Origin of the sequence: Brevibacterium sp. NPDC056726 (assembly GCF_042790515.1) — a bacterium.
Taxonomy (GTDB): Bacteria; Actinomycetota; Actinomycetes; order Actinomycetales; family Brevibacteriaceae; genus Brevibacterium; species Brevibacterium sanguinis.
The window spans coordinates 1-19,597 of record NZ_JBHTYZ010000003.1; the positions used below are offsets into that span (position 1 = coordinate 1).

The following is a 19,597-nucleotide window of genomic DNA, read 5'->3' on the forward strand; positions in this document are numbered from 1 at the left end:
GCCCGGTTAACCGTTCCGATCCCGGTAGCTAAGCCCATGTCATGCTGATGGTACTGCAACTTGGTGGTTGTGGGAGAGTAAGTGACTGCCGCAATTCTTTTTGGTGGGGGCACTCCTTATGGGGGGTGCCCCCACTTTTTGCATTCACGACTGTCTCTGCCCCTATCGTCATGTCGTCAGCGACAGTGTCATGAAGACACTGTGCGAATCCGCACGGTAGCTCCCGAAGGGCTCGGTCTCGACGAATCCGGCCTTGCGGTACAGGGCCCGGGCCGGCGCGAAGAACTCCATGCTCCCCGTCTCGAGGGACACCCGTTCGACCCCGCGTGAGCGCGCGTCACCGAGCGCATGCTCGAGCAGACGGGACGCGACCCCTTTCCCGCGATGCACCGGAGAGGTCCGCATGCTCTTGATCTCCTCATGCCCGGGCTCAAGCTCGGCGAGGGCGATCGTGCCGACGAGGAAGGGCTCATCGTGTGCCGCCCACAGTCGCACACCGGGGCTCTGCAGTCCACTCGCGTCGAGGGCATGCCGTGATTCCTCCGGCGCCGTCGGGGACATATCGGCGAGGTGCTGCTGGAGGAAATCGAGGAGGGCCGGATCGGAGAAGTCGGCCGGAGCGATCGTGATCATGGCTTCATTCAACGGTGCCGCTGTCCCGCGGTCAATCCGCGCAGAACTCCATCCAGGCCGCACCCTTCCTCTGTGCCCGGGTCAGGGTGGGGTTTTCCCGCCCTCGGTCGGTGTGGATTCCGGATGGAGCGGACCGCCTCGGCGCGCATAGCCTGAAGCCATGCGCAACGACACAGCACCCACTCAGGTCCAGCCGGATGCCGACGATGCGGCGGCACGGCCGTCACGGGCACGGTCGATCCTCCGCAGCGCACTCTGGGCAGCCCACTGGGTGCTGCGCATCTGGCTCGCCGGGTACCTGCTCATCTACGGATGGTCGAAGGTTTACCTCGTCCAGATGGGCTATGCGGACTTCTCCGATGCTCTCGTCCAATACGGTGAGATGAGCCCGATGGGCGTGCTCTGGCGATTCATGGCGTTCTCTCCCACGGTCCAGGTGCTCGCCGGCCTTGCCGAGGTGCTCGCGGCGGTCCTCCTCCTCTTCCGGCGCACCGTGTGGCTCGGCGCGCTCCTCGCCGCTGTCGACATGTCCGTCGTCTTCCTGCTCAACCTCACCTTCGACGTCCCGGTCAAGCAGCTGTCGGGCCTCATGGCCGTGGCCGGGATCGTGCTGCTGGCTCCGAACCTCATCCGCCTCGGCCGCTTCCTGCTCGGGCTGCCCACCGGCCGGCCCGTCCACGGTCGCATCTCGTCCCACCGGATCGTCGTCGCCGTCACGAAATGGACGTCACCCGCTCTCGCGCTGCTCCTCATCATCGGGTCGGGAGTGGCCTTCGGGCTCCGCGCGAACTGGGGTCAGCCCGACCCCGTGCCCGCAGTCGCCGGGGTCTACCGGGCGACGGACAGCGGCAGCCGCACCCTTGAGGGTGCCGAAATCAGCCAGGTCGCTTTCGGGCAGAATGCGTTCGACGGCCGAGCGCGTCTGAGCATCCGCTACGCCGACGGGAGCTTCCAGGACGGCAGGTACACGGTGAGCGCCGCCGACCCCGGGGCCGACGACAGCGGGCGGCTCGACGTCACCCTCTTCCCGAAGCTCGACGGTGATCAGGGACTCGTCCGCGATCCGGTGCTCGAGACCTCACTCGACTACGCGATCGACTCCTCGGGGCAGGTGCGGCTGACCGGCGACGGACTCGACGTCACCCTCGTCAGCGACCCCGAACGGCGCTACCTCTTCGACCGCGAGTTCAGCTGGGAGCCGAGCGAGCCGATCAACCGGTGATTGACCGGCTCCGCGATGCTGTGCGCGCACGACAGGAGCGACTGAGGCGCCGCACCACCCGGTGCGGCGCCTCAGTGTCGGCAGTGGACGATGCTCAGCGGCCGAAGAGCCGCGAGAACAGTCCCTTCTTCTTCCCCTTGGGCTCGTCCGTCGTGGACTCGTCAGCGGCCCGCTCAGCGGCGTGCTCGTCCCGCTGAGCGGCGGGAGTCTCGGTCGGTGCCTCTGCCTCGGTGCGATCAGCCGGCGGCGCGGTCTCGGCTGCGGGAGCTGCCGTCTCGGTGGAGGTCTCGCCGGCGGACGGCTGCCGCGGCTCCGCGGGCTCGGTGCGACGGCCGGCGGCATCCTCGCCGTCGCCCTGCGTCGTGGACTCCGACGGAGCGCCGGCCCCCGTCGTCTCCGAGGTTCGCTCGTCCGCCGCGGTCCCTGCCGACGCCGCTGCCGCGGTCCCTGCCGAAGCGGCTGCCGCAGGGGAGCGGTCCGCGCCCGCGGCAGCTGCACGGTCCGGGGACTCAGCTGCAGGGGACCCAGCCGCAGGGGTGCCGGCGGCGGTCGACGGTTCCTGCGGCGCCGCCTCGGTGACGGTGATGCCGGTGATCCGGGAGAACTGGTCGGCCGCCTCGCCCTCGAGCGGGGCATGGACTTCGCAGTTGGAGATGCGGCTCTGCTCATCGAAGCTGAGATCGGCGCTGCCGTCGGCGAAGAGCATGCGGACACCGCCGTCGGGCAGCTCGGCGGTCGGAATCCCGCGCCGGTCGGCGTACGCCGCGAGCGCGGCCCGATGATCGTCGACCGTCGTCTGCGTCAGCCCCTGCATGAGCGCCCTCACGGACGCCTTGACGGTGGGTGCGGGCAGGGCGAGGGCGGGGGAGTCGACGAGCACCCACACGGTCGTGCCGGCACCGGCGGCGGCCGGATAGTGCGCCCACTTGCCCGTCGCCTCCTTCGCCGCGAGCGTGAGCCGCAGGGCGAGCTCGTCGTCGAGGTCGATCTCCGGCGTGACGAGATCGCTGATGCCCTCCGCGGCACCGAACTTCCGCACCTCGTGGGCGAGGCCGACGACCGCCTCGGGGAACCCGTTGATGTTCTCCCAGCCCCACAGCCACGTGCCCTGCGAACTCGATTCGGAGCCGACGAGGTGGGGGCGGGTGCGCAGCGGCTCCCCGCCCTCGACGTCGAAGGTCAGAGTGGGGTCTGCGGAGAAGTCCACCTCCCAGGCGGCGCCGGCGATGACGCTGCCGAAGTGCGTCTGCATCTCCGTGGAGAGGAAGACGGCGCGATTGACGAGATCCTGCAGTGTTGTGCTCATGATTTCCAGCCTACGGGGACGTGTCGAAGATGCGAGGAGGCACGCGGAACCGGCGTCCGTGTCAGTGCCGCGTGGTCCACTGGATTCGAGAACAGTACCATGGCACGCTCTTGCGAAGGAGGACGATCGATGTAGGATGGTTCGTTGCGCTCTTCCAACTCATGACGCCGTCATGTCGGCTTCTCACATCCAGGACGGACACTGTGGCACTTCTGCGCCTCACCCTGAAATACGCGAAATCCTATTGGCTCTTCATCGTCTTCGTCGTCATCCTCCAGCTGGCCTCGACGATCGCCGCTCTCTACCTGCCCAGCCTCAACGCCCGGATCATCGACGAAGGCGTCGCCGCCGGCAACACCGACTTCATCTGGTCGACGGGCATGACGATGCTCATCGTCTGCTTCGTCCAGGTCATCACCGCGGTCACCGCGATCTTCTTCGGTGCCCGCACCGCGATGGGCGTGGGCCGCGACATCCGCCGCGCGATCTACAGCCATGTCGACAGCCTCTCGACCCTCGAGGTGGGGAAGTTCGGCAGCGCGACCCTCATCACCCGCAACACCAATGACGTGCAGCAGGTGCAGATGCTCGTGCTCATGACGCTCAACTTCATGGTCTCGACACCGATCATGTGCATCGGCGGCATCATCATGGCCCTGCGCGAGGATGCGGGACTGTCCTGGCTCGTCTGGGTCTCCGTGCCGACGCTCTTCATCGTCGTCGGCATCCTCGTCGTCCTCCTCATGCCGCTCTTCCGCCGCATGCAGGATCAGGTCGACGACATCAACGGCGTCCTCCGTGAGCAGATCACCGGCATCCGCGTCATCCGCGCCTTCGTCCGCGAGCCCTTCGAAGCCGACCGGTACGCCGACGCGAACCGCGCCCTGACCGAGACCTCCGTCAAGGTCGGCAACCTCTTCGTCCTCATGTTCCCCGCGATCATGATGATCCTCCACATCGCCACCGCCGCCGTGCTCTGGTTCGGCGGCCACCGCGTCGATGCGGGTCAGATGGAGGTCGGCTCGCTCACCGCGTTCCTCCAGTACCTCCTCCAGATCCTCGTCGCCGTGATGATGGGCGTGTTCATGATGATGATGATCCCGCGCGCCGTCGTCTGCGCCGAGCGCATCTGCGAAGTCCTCGAGACCACCTCGTCGATGGTCGTCCCCGACGGCGTCGACGAACTCCCGCGCCGAGGCGAGCTGGAGTTCCGGAATGTCACCTTCGGCTATCCCGGAGCCGAGGTCCCCGTCCTCGAGGACCTCTCGTTCACGGCACGACCGGGCACGACGACGGCGATCATCGGATCGACGGGTTCCGGCAAGTCGACGATCGTGGGACTCATCCCGCGCCTCATCGACCCGCAGTCGGGTCAGGTGCTCATCGACGGAACACCGGTCAGCGCCTTCAACCGTCACCAGCTCGCCGAGGTCGTCGGCCTCGTGCCGCAGAAGCCCTACCTGTTCTCCGGCACGATCGCCTCGAACCTGCGCTTCGGCAGCGAGCACGCCGACGACGCGCAGCTGTGGGAGGCGCTGGAGACCGCGCAGGCCGCGGACTTCGTCGCCGAGAAGCCGGGCGGGCTCGACGAGAGCGTCTCCCAGGGCGGCACGAACTTCTCCGGCGGCCAGCGGCAGCGCCTCTGCATCGCCCGCGCGCTTGCCGCGAAACCGCTCGTCTACGTCTTCGACGATTCGTTCTCCGCGCTCGACGTCGCCACCGACGCCCGACTGCGCGAGGCCCTGGCCGAGACGACGGGGGAGGCGACGGTCATCGTCGTCGCCCAGCGCGTGTCGACGATCCGCGAGGCCGATCAGATCCTCGTCCTCGACGACGGGAAGATCGTCGGCCGCGGCACCCACGACGAACTGCTCGAGACGAACCCGACCTATCAGGAGATCGTCGAATCCCAGCTGACCGCGGAAGGAGTGAACTGACATGGCGAAGAAGGATCCCGTCGACACGACGACCGCAGAGACGTCCGGCACGACCGCTGCCACCGCCGAGGCCGAACTCGCCGAGGACTTCATCCCCTCCGAAGCCGACGGAGACATGTTCGGCGGCACCCCGCCGCGGAAGGCCAAGCACTTCTGGCCCTCGGTCAAGCGCCTCTTCGGACTCATGGCCGACGAGAAGGCGGGACTCGTCAAGGTCGTCCTCCTCGTCATCGGCTCGGTCGTCCTCACCGTCATCGCCCCGAAGGTGCTCGGCAAGGCGATGGACGTCGTCTACTCCGGAGTCATCGGCTCCCAGCTGCCGGCGGGCGCGAACATCGAGGACATCATCGCCGGCGCCCGTGCCGAAGGCCGCGACGACTACGCCGACATGCTCGCGACTGCCGGAGTCGTCCCCGGTCAGGGCATCGACTTCACGGCACTCGGGCAGATCATCATCGTCGTCCTCCTCATGTACCTCGTCGCCTCGATGCTCATGTGGGCGCAGGGCTACATCCTCAACGCCCTCGTCATGCGCGTCGTCTACCGCCTCCGTGAGGACATCGAGCGCAAGATCAACCGGCTCCCGCTGCGGTACTTCGACACGCGGCAGCGCGGGGATGTCATGTCGCGGGTGACGAACGACGTCGACAACATCCAGCAGGCCCTCCAGCAGGCGTTCTCCCAACTCGTCCAATCGGCGCTGACGATCGTCGGCATCGGCGTGATGATGTTCATCGTCTCGTGGCAGCTCGCGCTGCTCGCCCTCATCGCCCTGCCGCTGTCGGCGATAATCGCCGGCGTCATCGGCTCCCAGGCGCAGAAGAAGTTCAAGGCGCAGTGGAAGTACACCGGTGAGGTCAACGGCCACGTCGAGGAGTCGTTCTCGGGGCTCGACGTCGTGCGGGCCTTCGGCCGCGACAAGGTCATGCTCGACGAGTTCGACCGCCGCAACGAAGAGCTCTACGCCGCATCGTCGGGGGCCCAGTTCGTCTCCGGGATGATCATGCCCTCGATGCAGTTCGTGTCGTACCTCAGCTACGTCCTCATCGCCGTCGCCGGCGGCCTGCGGGTCGCCTCGGGGCAGATGACGCTCGGCGATGCGACCGCGTTCATCCAGTACTCGCGGGAGTTCTCGCAGCCGATCTCGGAGATGGCCGGAGTGGCGAACATGCTCCAGTCCGGTGTCGCCTCGGCCGAGCGCACGTTCGAGCTCCTCGACGCCGACGAGGAGGAGCCCGACGAGGCGACGGCCGCGCTGCCTCCGCGGACTCCCGGGCGGGTCGACTTCTCGCATGTCAGCTTCCGCTACACCGAGGACACCCCGCTCATCGAGGACGTCTCCTTCACGGCTGATCCCGGCCACACGGTCGCGATCGTCGGTCCCACGGGCGCCGGCAAGACGACGCTGGTCAACCTCGTCATGCGCTTCTACGAGCTCACCGGCGGGACGATCTACCTCGACGGGGTCGACATCCGCGATCTCACCCGTGCCGACCTCCGGTCGCACGTGGGCATGGTGCTCCAGGATGCGTGGCTGTTCGAGGGCTCGATCCGCGACAACATCCGGTACGGACGACTCGACGCCACCGACGAGGAGGTCATCGACGCCGCGAAGGCGACGATGGTCGACCGCTTCGTCCGGCAGCTGCCCGACGGCTACGACACCGTCATCGACGCCGACGGTGGCAGCGTCTCTGCCGGTGAGCGCCAGCTCATCACGATCGCCCGGGCGTTCCTCGCCGATCCCTCGCTGCTCATCCTCGACGAGGCGACCTCGTCGGTGGACACCCGCACCGAGCTGCTCGTGCAGCAGGCGATGGCGGCCCTGCGCACCGACCGGACGTCGTTCGTCATCGCGCACCGACTCTCGACGATCCGCGATGCCGACACCATCCTCGTCATGGAGAACGGTGCGATCGTCGAGCACGGCAACCACGAGGAGCTCCTCGCCGCCGAGGGCGCGTACTACCGCCTCTACATGTCGCAGTTCCGAGGTGAGGACGCCGAGGAGCACTTCACCGCTGAGGTCCTCGCCGAGGCGGAGACCGAACCCGGGCTCGCCGCCGATGCCGCGGCGCTGGCCGAGGACGCCGGCGACGCCGCAGTGGCCGAGGAGGCTTCCACGGGGTCGACGGAGCCTGCCGCTGGGGCGACGGAGCCTGCCGCTGGTCCGCGGGAATCAGGCGAGGTCAGGGACGAGTCCGGCGTGCGGAACGACGCGTCGACCGACCCGGGCGGGCGCTCGGAGGCTCAGCCGCCGCTCGGCGGGAGGGGAACGGACTGACCGAACCGAGGCAGGACAGGCCGTCCTCCGCAGAAGGCCCCCGAGGGACACTCGGGGGCCTTCGCCGTCCCCGACCAGCGGAGCGGCCGGCCTCGTCCCGTGGGTGCGCACACCCACTCTGCGGCGCGCATGTCAACAGGTTCCGGTGGTAACGATTTTCAGGCTCCGACGGCAGGGTCTGCCGAATCGTGATGTCGGCATGGCGGCCTGTGCGAAGTCCTCGGATCGGTCGACACCGCCTGCCTGACGGCCTGCGGATCGAGCGGAGAATCCGGTGCCACCTGGGCCACCGGGTTGCCGGCGTGAGAGCAGCGTCCGGCCCCGCGACAGACCCCGCCGTGCGCGCCGATCATCCGAACAGTGACGGAACGATAACAGGACGCCGTGACCTGCATCACAGAATCGTCATGAACTCAATGTTCATAAGTCCCCGGACGGGGCGCACAGACGTAGTGTCCTCGACAAGCAGCCACGAGCACCGTGGCAGCTCCAGGCCCCGCTGGAAGGACGATCATGAAACGCCTCATCCTCGCGACGACGGTGGCACTCGCCGTCGCCACCATGGGCTCCCTGCCGGCCGCCGCCTCCGTGGCAGCGGACGGAGCAGCGGGGCAGACAACCCTCATGGCCATGCCGGATCCCGACGGCACCGCCGACGGCGGAACCCCGCCCGGCGACACCACGGACACGGGCACCGACACCGGCACGGACACCGGCACGGACACCGGCGCCGATGACTCCACGTCGCAGGGAACCGACGACAGCTCCGGCGGTGACATGAGCACTGCCGACACCTCGGGCAGCGACGACTCCACCGGCAGCGATGACTCGTCCGGCGCGACGGACGAAGCCGCGACCGATGGCTCCACCGATCCCTCGACTCCCGCCGAAGCGGACGTCGAAGGCACCCCCACCGAGACCCCGACCGAATCCCCCACAGATGAGCCGATCGACGCCACCATGTACCTCGAGTCCGATGAGGTCACGGTGTCGGACCTCAGCGACCCCGACAAAGGCATTCGATTCTTCGTCGACGGTGTCCTCGCAGGAGATGACATCGGATGGGGCGACGGCGACGGCACCCATGCAACCGTGGACTCCGACGGTTCATTCACCGGTGTGTACTACACCGAGGGCGCCTACGAGCCCGGCGACACCGTCACGGTGACCGTCAGCGTTCAGCGGGGCGACCAGAACGAGACGTATTCGGCCAGCGCCACCGTCGTCGGTGACGAGACCGAGCCGCCGCCATCGGGCACGACTCTCGACATCACCCCGGGTTCGCAGCAGGTCTCCGACTTCCTCACCAGCGGTGTGACCGTGATGATGTCCGGCTGCCGGATGGATTCCGACGTCAACATCATGATCACCACCGCCTATGACCCGGATACCGTGGTCTTCGAAGCGAGCCAGGAAGCCGGTGAGGACACCGCCGCCGTGGTGACCTGGGTGCCCGAGGTCGGCGATACCGACCCGGTCGCATTCATCGGGCGATACCTCGTCACGGCCGATTGCGGTGACATGTTCCAGGAGGGCACGTTCACCGTCACCGCGGACGGCGATGAGACTCTTGAGCCCACCCTCTCGGTCTGGCCTGAGACGATCTCCGGCGCCGACTTCGTCAACCGCGACAAGGGCGTGACGATGGCGGTCGTCGATTGCCTGGTCGCCGATGAGGTCCGCTTCCAGGTCTGGAACAGCAGCGACGTCCTCCTCTACGACCGGACGGCCCCGGCCGACGGCGGAGATGTCGCCGCGGTGCAGACCTACGGTCTGGAGAACGATCCCGCGGCGTACGTCGGCAAGTACACCGTCCAAGCCACCTGCGGCGACTACGTCATGAACAGCGGGTTCACGGTCACCGGCTCCGGTGGCGGTGGCGGCGGCGGCAACGGCGGGGGCGGTTCCGGCGGCGGCAACAACGGGTCGATGCCCCGCACCGGTGCAGAACTCACCGGCCTCGGCGCCGGCGCCATCCTCATCCTCGCAGGAGCGGGAGCGGTCCTCTTCGCCCGCCGCCGCGGACAGATGAAAGGATGACAGAACTCCCGTCAGGTCGGTGATTCGTCCCGGCCGGACGGCGAAACGAGATCGGTCCCGGTCCCCGAGGTTGAGTCGGGGAACCGGGACCGATTCGCGTGTTTGGTCTCAGCGGGACGCGAGCAGAGTGCGCACGGCGGACGAGAAGAACCCCTGCCCGTCGACGCCGGTGCCCGCGGGGCCGTAGCCGGCCTCGACGGCATGCTCGGGGTGGGGCATGAGTCCGACGACGTTGCCCGCCTCGTTCGTGATGCCGGCGATGTCACGCAGCGAGCCGTTGGGGTTGAGGCCCTGGTAGCGGAAGACGACGCGACCGGTCGCCTCGAGCTCGTCGAGCACCTCGTCGGTGGCGACGTAGCCGCCCTCGCCGTTCTTCAGCGGGATCGTGATCGTCTGTCCCTGCTCGTAGTCGCCGGTCCACGCGGTGTCCGCGTTCTCGACGAGGAGATCCTGGTCGCGGCAGACGAAGTGCTGCTCCTCGTTGCGGATGAGCGCCCCGGGCAGAAGATGGGACTCGCAGAGGACCTGGAAGCCGTTGCAGATGCCGAGCACCGGCATGCCGGCGTTCGCGGCCGCGACGACGGCGTCCATGATCGGGGCGAAGCGGGCGATCGCTCCGGCCCGCAGGTAGTCCCCGTAGGAGAACCCGCCGGGCAGGATGACCGCATCGACGCCGGAGAGCGTCGAGTCGGCGTGCCAGAGATTGACCGCCGAGGCGCCCGCGAGGGTGACCGCGCGCGCCGCGTCCCGGTCGTCGAGGGTGCCGGGGAACGTGACGACGCCGATCCTCGGACCGGACGCCGAGGCGGTTGCCGAGTCGGTCGCGGCGGTGGCCGTCATCAGGCGTCCTCGGCGACGCGGACGGCGACGACGTTCTCGATGACGGGGTTCGACAGGAGAGTCTCGGCGGCTTCGCGCGCCTGGGCGAGCACCTCGTCGGTGGCTTCTCCCTCGACCTCGAGTTCGAAGCGCTTGCCCTGCCTGACCTCACCGAAACCGGGGAACCCCAGTCGAGCGAGACCACCGGAGATCGCCTTGCCCTGCGGGTCGAGGATCTCGGGCTTGGGCATCACTTCAACGACGACACGTGCCATGCGTGTTTGACTCCTTCACAACGGGGCGCGGGAGCTCCTCCCGCGCTCGGGAAGAGTCTATCAAGCGCGCAGAGGAGCCCGGCCCGGCGGCTCAGGAGTCGAAGCCCATGCCGACGGCGTCGAGGACCTTGAGCAGCGGGCCGCGCCTGCCCTGGTTCTCATCGGCCTTGATGAGAGCGTTCGTCGTCATCCTGATGCCGAGCCACGCCACCGGTTCGGGCGGGAACGGCAGCGGCCGCCTGCGCACCATCTCCAGCTGCGTCAGCTCGGTCTCCTCACCGGAGAGCAGGTCGAGCATGACGGTGCCGGCGAACCGGGAGGCGCCGACGCCGAGGCCGGTGAACCCGGCCGCCATCGCGACCTTCCGGTCGTAGGCGGTGACGAAGAACGCGAAGAACCGGGAGCACGTGTCGATGGCCCCACCCCACTTGTGGGTGAACCTCACGTCCGCGAGCTGCGGGAACGTCTCGAAGAAGTGCTGGGCGAGGGTTTCGAAGGTCTCCCGGTTCTGGTCGTACTTCCACGACACCTGCCGCCCGTAGTGGTAGACGGCGTCCCAGCCGCCGAAGAGGATGCGGTTGTCGGCCGTGAGCCGGTAGTAGTGGAAGCGGTTCGCGCAGTCGCCGATGCCCTGCCGGCCCTCCCAGCCGATCGCCGCCATCTGGTCGTCGCTGAGCGGTTCCGTCATCAGCGCATAGTCGTAGACGGGCACGGTGTGGAGGCTCGCCCGCTTGAGGAGGGAGGGGAAGACGTTCGTCGCCAGTGCCACCCGCTGCGCCGTGATCGTCGCCGTTCCGGCCGCCGTGGCGGCACCGGAGACCGGTTCGGTGGTCACCGCGACCGTCTGCTTCCGGTCGCTGACGTCGGTGACCTTCGTGCCCTCGTAGACCTCGACACCGAGGTCCCGGATGACGCGCAGCAGCTCCCAGCACAGCTTCGCCGGGTTGAGCATCGCGACCTCCCGCGAGTCCCACAGCGCGCCCTTGTACGTCGGGGACTTCACGATCGTCGCGAGCTCCTCCTGGGTGAGGAAGACGAACCCGGCATCGGGGTCGTGGGCCTCCCGCAGACCGGGGACCTGGTAGTCCTCGGTCGCGACGTCGAGTTCGCCGGTGCGTTCGAACTCGCAGTCCATGCCGTAGCGGACGACGGCGGCCTCGATCGCGTCGAGGTTCTCCCGGCCGAGGGCTGCCAGGCGCTCGTTCTCCGCCGGCAGGTGCGACTCGCCGTTGTCGTAGCCGTGGGTGAGGCTGGCTGCGCAGAACCCGCCGTTGCGGCCCGAGGCCGCCCAGCCGACGGTGTTCGCCTCGAGGAGGACGACGTGCCGGTCGGGGTCGCGCTCCTTCGCCTGGAGGGCCGTCCACAGCCCGGTGAACCCGCCGCCGACGACGACGAGATCGGCCTCGAGGTCGGCCGCCAGCGGCGGCAGCGGCTGCGGCCGGGCGTCGGTGTCGAGCCAGAACGGTACGGTGGAGGCGTCGGCCAATGCGGCTTTGACGTCCATGTCACTTCGCTTTCTGCCTTGCGGCATCGCTTCTGCCTGCCGGCGGTCGGTCCGCCGAACGGCACTGGTGGTGCTGGTACTGGTGGTGCTGGAACTCATGGTCGCTGGTGGGGATTCGCACCGCCTCGGCGCTCATCCTGCCATGGTCTTGATGATCTCCGTCGAACTGCCGCCGGACCGGCGCAGCGCGAGCGCGCAGATCGCCAGGGCGATGAGCGTGAGGACGAACATCAGCGTCGAGATCGCCGCCACCTCGGGGCGCAGGGCCACCTTGACGGCGGAGAAGATGTAGACCGGCCACGGCGTCGAGCCCGGCAGCTGCACGAAGCTCGAGAGGATCGTGTTGTCGAGGCTGAGCGTGAACGCCATGAGGGCGCCGGCGAAGATGCCGGGGGCCGCGATCGGCAGGGTGACCGAGCGGAACGTCGCCCACGAGGTCGCCCCGAGATCCGCCGAGGCCTCCTCGAGCTGCCGGTTCATCCCCGCCAACCGCGCCCGCACGATGAACGTGACGACGGCCATCGAGAACATCGCATGGGAGATGATGAGGCGGACCATGCCGGAGTTGAACGGGGTGAGGCCCCAGTCGACGCCGAGGGTGACGAACCACGGCAGGAATGCGATGCCGTCGACGATCTCCGGGGTGAAGAGCGTGATGCCGAGGACGACGGTGAGGCCGACGGCCCACCACACGCCGCTCTTCGCCCGGGCCAGGGCGACCCCGCCGAGGGTGCCGAAGAACGTCGCGACGAGCGACGAGCCGACGGCCGCCTGGAGGCTCGTGATCACCGAGTTGACGATCGTGTCGTTGCTCAGGCCCGAGGTGTAGGCGCGGAAGCCGAACTCGTCGAAGTTCGCGAGCACCGTGCCGTTGTTGAACGAGTACGCGACGATGACGATGATCGGCAGGAAGAGGTAGATGAAGACGAGGACGCCCCAGATCGTGAGCAGCCGGTCGGTGAGCGGTCGATGTGCTGTGAACGCCATGGTCATGCCTTCCCGTTGGTCAGCGGAACGCTGTTCGTGCGCGCCGCGATGAGCTGCCCGACCTTGAGGATCGCGAAGCCGACGCCGACGACGATGAGCGTGGAGATGATGAGGATGACCGCCATGGCCGCCCCGAGCGCCCAGTCCTGAGCGGCGTTGAACTGCTCGGCGATGAGCTGCCCGACCATCGATCCGCTCGCCCCGCCGAGGACCGTCGCAGTGACGTAGTCGCCGTTGAGCGGGATGAAGACGAGCAGGCAGCCGGAGATCACGCCCGGCATCGCCATCGGCAGGGTGACCCGGAGGAACGTCTTCACCTTGCCCGCGCCGAGGTCGTAGCTGGCTTCCCGCAGCTTCTGGCCCGACCGGTCGATCGCGACGAAGAGGGGCAGGATCATCAGCGGCAGGTAGTTGTAGACGACGCCGATCTGCACCGCGGCATGGGTGTAGAGGATGTCGAGCCGATCCTCGGTGAGGCCGAGGCTCATCAGTCCCTCGGAGACGAACCCGTTGGGGGAGAGGATGATCTGCCAGCCCAGGGTGCGCACGAGGAAGTTCGTCCAGAACGGGACCATGACGAGGGCGAGAGCGAGCCCGCGGTGGGCCGGGGCGATCTTCACCGCGATCCAGTAGGCGAAGGGCAGGGCGATGATGAGGCAGAGGAACGTCCCGAGCAGGGAGATCCGCAGGGTGGCGAGGAACGTCGAGATGAACGCCGGGGTGAGCGCCTCGGGGAAGCGATCGAAGCTGAGCTCATCGAGCGCGACCGCGGTGTAGATGTCGGGTTTGTACCCGAAGCTGAAGAAGATCACCATCGCCACCGGGATGACGAAGAAGAAGACGACGTAGGCCCAGGTCGGGAACGACAGGGCCGCCGCCCCGAAGATTCTGTTGCGCAGCGGGATCATGCTCCCGACCTCCTCTTGGCCTCGGTGAGTGTGTCGACGAGCAGCTGGATCTTGTCGTTGAAGACCCCGGCCTCGAGCCGGTCGAGGACCTCCTGCGGCGGGAAGATCATGTCGAGGCCTTCGACACCGGCTTCCTTCGCCTTCTCCTCGGAGCCCTGCACGCCGATCGGGTAGCCGATGTACTCGATCTGCTCGAGCGAATTGGCGGGATCGATCATGAAGTTGATGAACGCATGTGCGGCGTCGGGATGCGGTGCCCCCGTCGCGATCGCCCACGTGTCCATCCAGAGGTTCGCCGAGGGAGTCGGGAAGACGAACTTCCAGTTCTCGGGATCCTCGACCTCGCCGAAGCCCTGCCGGGCGTCGCCGTTGTAGGAGTGCATGAGCGTGAAGCTGCCCTGGATGATGCCCGTCGAGGCGCTGCCGAAGTACGCCCGCACATGCGGGGCGACCTGGTCGACGATGATCGCGCGCGCCTCGGCGATCTCCTGTTCGTTCGTCGTGTTGATGCTGTAGCCCAGGCTCGTCAGACCGATCGAGGAGACCTCGAGCGCATCGTCGAGGAGCGAGGTCTTGCCCGAGGCCTCGTTCTGAGCGGCGTCGATGAAGTCCTGCCACGACGTCATCTCCCGGGTGATGACGTCGGTGCGGTACGCGTACCCGGTCGTGCCCCACGCCTTGCAGATCGTGAACTCGTTGTTCGGGTCGACGTCCTGGTGGATGAAGTTCGGGTCCATCGTCTGGAAGTTCGGGATGAGGGAGAGGTCGAGCGGTTGGAGGAGGTCGTGGCTGGTGAACCGGGAGAGCTGCGAACCGGTGGGGACGACGACGTCGTAGCCGGAGGTCCCGCGGCTTGAGGAGAGCTTCGCGATGAGCTCCTCGTTCGACCCGTACGAGTCGACCTGGAGGAGGACGTCGAAGTCGTCGCGGAATCTCGAGAGCAGGTCGGGGGAGTCGTAGTCGCCCCACGTGTAGAGGTTGAGCTTGTCCTCGAGCTCGCCGTCGGTGGCCGGGGAGGCGGCCATGCCCGTGGAGCTGCCGCAGGCGGAGAGCGCCCCGAGGCCGATGACGCCGATGCCCGCGAGCGCTGCCCGGCGGGTGATGCGTCGGGCGGCGGCCGGTGGGGCGAGGACGGAGACGGGCTGCTGCTCACTCATCGGCGAACACCGCCACGGCATCCTCGTCCCACGACAGGGCCACCTCGTCGCCGTGGTCGAAGATCGTCGCCCCCGACGCCGGCACCCGGGCGAGGAGTTCGTCGTTCGACCCGGCCTTGACCATGTACTGGACGACATCGCCGAGGTAGGACGTCGAGATGACGGTCGCGACGGCCGTGTTCGGCCGGGTCCCCGCGCTCGGGTCGACCGCGGAGACGCGCAGCCGCTCGGGCCGGATCGCCGCGCGCACGGTCATCCCCGTCGTCAGGGGAGCCGTCGTCTCAGCGGTCGCGGTGCCCGCCGTCGCGGGCCGCTGGGCCAGCGCCGAGGTGCGCAGGACCGCGTTCTCACTGCGCAGATCCGCATGACCGGGCCCCACCTCGGCGACGGTGACGGGAACGAAGTTCTGCTTGCCGATGAACCCGGCGACGAAGCCGTTGTTCGGGGCCGCGTAGATCTCCTCCCCGGAGCCCACCTGCTGGACGACGCCGTCGTACATGACGACGATCCGGTCGCTCATCGCCAGCGCTTCCTCCTGGTCGTGGGTGACGAAGACGAAGGTCGTGCCGAGTCCCGCGTGGAGGCGCTTGAGCTCGAGCTGCATCTCCTCGCGCAGCTTCCGGTCGAGGGCGGACATCGGCTCGTCGAGGAGGAGCACCTTGGGCCGGTTGACGAGCGCCCGGGCCAGGGCGATGCGCTGCTGCTGGCCGCCGGAGAGCTGTTCGGGCTTGCGCCCGGCGAACTCCTCCATGCGCACCAGCGAGAGGACCTCGCGGACCCGGTCGGCGATCTCGGCCTTCGGGGTCTTCGACTGCTTGAGCCCGTAGGCGATGTTGTCGGCGATGTTCATGTGCGGGAAGAGCAGGTACGACTGGAACACCGTGTTGACCGGCCGCTTGTGGGGCGGACGGCCGACGAGGTCGGTGCCGCCGAGGAGGATCTGGCCAGCAGTCGGGTACTCGAAGCCGGCGATCATCCGCAGCAGCGTCGTCTTCCCGCAGCCCGAGGGCCCAAGGAGGGAGAGGAACTCGCCTTCGCGGACCGTGAGATCGAGCTTCTCGATCGCGGTCACGCCGCCGAAGTCCTTCTTCACTCCGCGGATCTCGAGATCCCCGGATCGTTCTTCTGTGGTCATGGCTGCCTTTCGCAGAGGGTTTCGCAGAGGGTTTCGCAGAGGGTGCTGGGTCACGCCCGGTGGACGATCCGGCCGCCGGAGACGGTCAGCCGGTTGGTGATGGTGTGGAGGTCGGCGGGGTCGAGGGCGAACGGGTCCGCGCTCGCGAGCGCGAGATTCGCGGGCTCGCCGAGGCGGATGCGGCCGTTGTGCTCGGCGCGCAGCAGGTGCGCGGAGCCTGCGGTGTAGGCCCGCAGGGCGGTGAGCACGTCGATGGCCTGGTCGGGTCCGAGCGGTGCGGGGTCGGCCTCCTCCGGGTGGGAGCGGTTGACGGCGACGTGGACGGCCTGCCACGGATCCGGGGTGGAGACCGGCCAGTCTGATCCCATCGCGAGGTGGGTGCCCGCCTCGGCGAAGGACCGGAACGGGTACTGCCACGCCGCCCGCTCCTCACCGAGGCACGGGATGTTGAGGTCGATCATCTGCTGATCCCGGCACGCCCACAGGGCCTGGAGGTTCGCGGTGATCCCGAGCTCGGCGAAGCGCGGCACGTCGGCGGGGTCGACGACCTGGACGTGGGCGATGTGGTGCCGGGCGTCGGGTCGGAGCCCGGCGTCCGAGTCGGCGACGGCGGCGAACGCGTCGAGGGCCGCGGTCACCGCGGCGTCGCCGATCGCATGGCAGTGGATGTCGAATCCGGCGGCGTCGAGGGCGGCGAACGCCGCGTGGAGGTGGTCACGGGTGAAGTACGACGTCCCGAAGCCGCCGCACGCGCACGTGTACTCCGCGCTCATCGCCGCGGTCCGGGATTCGACGATGCCGTCGAGCATGAACTTCACCGAATGCGTCCGGAACGCCCCGGCGGTGCGCTTGCGCTCGACGAACTTCGCGACCTGGGCGTCGACGTCGGTGACGTCGCGGGGCCACCACAGGCTGCCGACGACCTCGGCGTCGAGTTCGCCGGCGTCGACGGCGCGCACGTACGTGTCGAAGGCGTCGCGGTGCCCCGAGTAGTCGCCGATGATCGCGTCCATCCAGCCGGTGATGCCGAGCGCGAGCAGCTCCGCCTGCCCGGCGAGCAGCCCCGCGCGCATCTCGGCGTCGGAGGGGACGGGCAGGTGGGCGCCGACGATGTCCATCGCCGATTCGTGGAGGCAGCCGGTGGGTGTGCCGTCTTCGTCCTTCTCGATGACCCCGCCGGCCGGGGTCGGCGTGTCCGCGTCGAGTCCGGCGAGCGCCATCGCCGCCGAGTTCACCCACGCCGAGTGGTGGTCGGCGCTGACGAGCATGATCGGACGGAAGGGGCTGAGCTCGTCGAGGAGGTCCGCGCGGGGCGCCCCGCCGGGGAAGTCGGCCATCGACCAGCCGCCGCCGGTGAGCCAGCCCTCCGTCGTCTCCAGGTGTGCGGCGATCCGCGCCCGCACCGCGTCGACGCCGACGGCGTCGCTGAGATCGCACGTCAGCGATTCGAGGCCGCCGCCGGACGTGTGGACGTGGGCGTCGACGAACCCGGGGGTGAGCAGGCCTCCGGCCCCGTCGATCGTCTCCGCCGTGGGACTGTCGGCCGGTCCGGTGCCGATCTCGCTGATCGTTCCGCTGCGGATGCTCACCCGATTCCCGGGCACGATGTCGTGCCCGTCGAAGATCGTGACATCGAGGATGTCAACGTCCATGTGTCCTCCCGACTGCTCTGTCGCTGTGATCCGCGCACGCCCATGGCGGCGCGAGGTGGTGGGGTATGAGGGGGTGCTGGTGATCCGGGCGGGCAGGATCGGCTGCCGGGGCCCGGGTGTCCATCACGTCGTGAAGATCGTGTCCTGCCACGCGTGATGCGGGTCCTCATGCTGGTCGATGAAGACGTGTTTGATCTGCGTGTACTCGTCGAACGAGTACTGGCTCATGTCCTTGCCGAACCCCGAGGCCTTGTACCCGCCGTGGGGCATGTCGGAGACGATGGGGATGTGCTCGTTGATCCACACGCAGCCGGCCTCGATGTCCGCGGCCGCCCGCAGGGTGCGGTTCGTCGACCGCGTCCACGCGCTCGCCGCGAGCCCGTACGGGGTGTCGTTGGCCAGCGCGATCGCCTCGTCGTCGGTGTCGAAGGGGACCGCGACGAGCACGGGTCCGAAGATCTCGTCACGCCACACCTCGGCGTCGGTGTCGATGCCGGTGATGAGCGTCGGAGCGTAGTACGCGGTCGTCTCCGGGGTGCCCGGCAGTTCCTCGCCGAGGTGGTTCGTCGTCGGGATCTCTCCGCCGGTGCGGATCGTCGCCCCGGTGTCTCCGGCGCGGGCGACCATGGCAGCGACCCGGTCGCGGTGGGTAAGTGAGATGAGCGAGCCCATGTCCGTGGCCGGAACGGCGGGATCGCCGAGGCGGACGCCGTCCATGAGCTCGGCGACCCGGTCGGTGAACGCCTCGAAGTGCTCGGCGGCGACGATCGCCCGGGTCGCGGCGGTGCAGTCCTGCCCGGAGTTGATGAGCGAGCCGGCGACGGCGCCGCGGGCGGCGGCTTCGATGTCGGCATCGGCGAAGACGACGAGCGGGGCCTTGCCGCCGAGCTCGAGGTGGACGCGGCTGCCCTTGGCGGCGGCGAGCTCCATGATCCGCCTGCCGACCGGTGTGGACCCGGTGAAGGAGGTCATGACGACGTCGGGGTGGGTGACGAGGGTTTCGCCGGCCTCCTTGCCGTCGCCGGCGATGACGTTGATGACCCCGGGCGGGAAGCCCGCTGCGGTGGCCGCCTCGGCGAGGATGAGCGAGGTGCCCGGCGTCATCTCCGAGGTCTTGAGCACGATCGTGTTGCCCGCCGCCACGGCGGGCAGGATCTTCCATGCCGCCATCTGCAGCGGGTAGTTCCACGGGGCGATCGAGCCGATGACGCCGAGAGGTTCGCGGCGGATCATCGACGTCGACTGCTCCCAGTACGTGCCCGCTGACAGCCCGGTCAGCGCCCGGGCGGCCCCGGCGAAGAAGCGGGCGTTGTCGATCGAGCCGGGGACGTCGAATTCGGTGGCGAGTCGGATCGACTTGCCGGTCTGCTGCGATTCGAGCGCGGCGAGCTCGTCGCTGCGCTTCTCGAGTTCGTCGGCGAGGCGCAGCAGGAGGTCGGCGCGCTCGCCGGGGGTCAGTGCCTTGAAGCCGGGATAGGCGGCCTTCGCCGCGGCGACGGCGTCGCGGACATCGGCGGCGTCGGCGAGTGCGTACTCGCCGGTCGCCTCACCGGTGGCGGGGTTGGTGAGGGTGAACGGAGCTCCGCGTCCCTCGTGGTGTTCGCCGTTCCAGTAGTGCATGCATATCGATTCCCGCCTTGTGCGTGTCGACCCGGTGCCGACGGAACGTGTGGCACGGATCACTGTTGCCGATCACTGTAACGGATTTCGATGGTGAGGTCTACTAGATCCGTTGTTC

At 68.4% G+C, this 19,597-nt stretch carries 15 protein-coding genes; 4 read left to right on the forward strand and 11 right to left on the reverse strand.

The annotated features are described in order from the left end of the window. Window positions 1-168 precede the first annotated feature (168 nt). A complete protein-coding gene (locus tag ACFQ91_RS06320; RefSeq protein ID WP_198500504.1) occupies window positions 169-633 on the reverse strand; it encodes a GNAT family N-acetyltransferase in 465 nt (154 codons plus the stop codon). Window positions 634-793: 160 nt separating this feature from the next. Between ACFQ91_RS06320 and ACFQ91_RS06325 the strand changes: the two genes are divergently transcribed. Further along, window positions 794-1,855 (forward strand): DoxX family protein, encoded by a 1,062-nt coding sequence (locus ACFQ91_RS06325; RefSeq protein WP_232623830.1) that lies wholly within the window; start codon window positions 794-796, stop codon window positions 1,853-1,855. A gap of 94 nt (window positions 1,856-1,949) precedes the next feature. Here ACFQ91_RS06325 and ACFQ91_RS06330 read toward each other — a convergent pair whose 3' ends face one another. Continuing rightward, the gene (locus ACFQ91_RS06330) at window positions 1,950-3,161 is read right to left on the reverse strand and encodes a DUF6882 domain-containing protein (protein ID WP_198500505.1); all 1,212 of its coding nucleotides are present in this window, start codon (window positions 3,159-3,161) and stop codon (window positions 1,950-1,952) included. Window positions 3,162-3,364: 203 nt separating this feature from the next. Here ACFQ91_RS06330 and ACFQ91_RS06335 point away from each other — a divergent pair, with 203 nt between their 5' ends. The 3 genes from ACFQ91_RS06335 to ACFQ91_RS06345 all read left to right on the forward strand — a co-directional run bounded on the left by ACFQ91_RS06335 (window position 3,365) and on the right by ACFQ91_RS06345 (window position 9,422). Continuing rightward, window positions 3,365-5,098 (forward strand): ABC transporter ATP-binding protein, encoded by a 1,734-nt coding sequence (locus ACFQ91_RS06335; RefSeq protein WP_198500506.1) that lies wholly within the window; start codon window positions 3,365-3,367, stop codon window positions 5,096-5,098. A 1-nt stretch (window position 5,099) separates the two neighbouring features. Beyond that, entirely contained in the window at window positions 5,100-7,382 is a 2,283-nt protein-coding gene (locus ACFQ91_RS06340) for an ABC transporter ATP-binding protein (RefSeq protein WP_232623831.1), read from the forward strand. A gap of 513 nt (window positions 7,383-7,895) precedes the next feature. Then, window positions 7,896-9,422, forward strand: a complete 1,527-nt coding sequence (locus tag ACFQ91_RS06345; RefSeq protein ID WP_198500507.1) for a hypothetical protein — start codon at window positions 7,896-7,898, stop codon at window positions 9,420-9,422. A gap of 108 nt (window positions 9,423-9,530) precedes the next feature. Here ACFQ91_RS06345 and purQ read toward each other — a convergent pair whose 3' ends face one another. The 9 genes from purQ to ACFQ91_RS06390 form a co-directional block, all read right to left on the reverse strand. Further along, the gene (gene purQ / locus ACFQ91_RS06350) at window positions 9,531-10,262 is read right to left on the reverse strand and encodes a phosphoribosylformylglycinamidine synthase subunit PurQ (RefSeq protein ID WP_198500508.1); all 732 of its coding nucleotides are present in this window, start codon (window positions 10,260-10,262) and stop codon (window positions 9,531-9,533) included. Further along, window positions 10,262-10,516 carry a phosphoribosylformylglycinamidine synthase subunit PurS gene (gene purS / locus ACFQ91_RS06355; RefSeq protein ID WP_137826828.1) on the reverse strand — a complete coding sequence of 85 codons (255 nt, stop codon included), beginning with the start codon at window positions 10,514-10,516 and terminating at the stop codon, window positions 10,262-10,264. Before purS ends, purQ begins: the two co-directional genes overlap by 1 nt. 91 nt (window positions 10,517-10,607) lie before the next feature. After that, window positions 10,608-12,020, reverse strand: a complete 1,413-nt coding sequence (locus ACFQ91_RS06360; RefSeq protein WP_198500509.1) for an FAD-binding oxidoreductase — start codon at window positions 12,018-12,020, stop codon at window positions 10,608-10,610. Window positions 12,021-12,152: 132 nt separating this feature from the next. Then, window positions 12,153-13,007: an ABC transporter permease gene (locus ACFQ91_RS06365; RefSeq protein ID WP_232623832.1), complete on the reverse strand. Its 855-nt coding sequence runs from the start codon at window positions 13,005-13,007 to the stop codon at window positions 12,153-12,155. Between the two features lie 2 nt (window positions 13,008-13,009). Then, entirely contained in the window at window positions 13,010-13,915 is a 906-nt protein-coding gene (locus ACFQ91_RS06370; protein WP_198500511.1) for an ABC transporter permease, read from the reverse strand. Further along, complete coding sequence (locus ACFQ91_RS06375) at window positions 13,912-15,072, reverse strand: spermidine/putrescine ABC transporter substrate-binding protein (protein ID WP_198500512.1); 1,161 nt, start codon at window positions 15,070-15,072, stop codon at window positions 13,912-13,914. Before ACFQ91_RS06375 ends, ACFQ91_RS06370 begins: the two co-directional genes overlap by 4 nt. Next, window positions 15,065-16,207 (reverse strand): ABC transporter ATP-binding protein, encoded by a 1,143-nt coding sequence (locus tag ACFQ91_RS06380; RefSeq protein WP_198500513.1) that lies wholly within the window; start codon window positions 16,205-16,207, stop codon window positions 15,065-15,067. Before ACFQ91_RS06380 ends, ACFQ91_RS06375 begins: the two co-directional genes overlap by 8 nt. Before the next feature lie 50 nt (window positions 16,208-16,257). Further along, a complete protein-coding gene (locus ACFQ91_RS06385; RefSeq protein WP_198500514.1) occupies window positions 16,258-17,859 on the reverse strand; it encodes an amidohydrolase in 1,602 nt (533 codons plus the stop codon). A 123-nt stretch (window positions 17,860-17,982) separates the two neighbouring features. Continuing rightward, a complete protein-coding gene (locus tag ACFQ91_RS06390) occupies window positions 17,983-19,479 on the reverse strand; it encodes an aminobutyraldehyde dehydrogenase (RefSeq protein WP_198500515.1) in 1,497 nt (498 codons plus the stop codon). Window positions 19,480-19,597 lie beyond the last annotated feature (118 nt).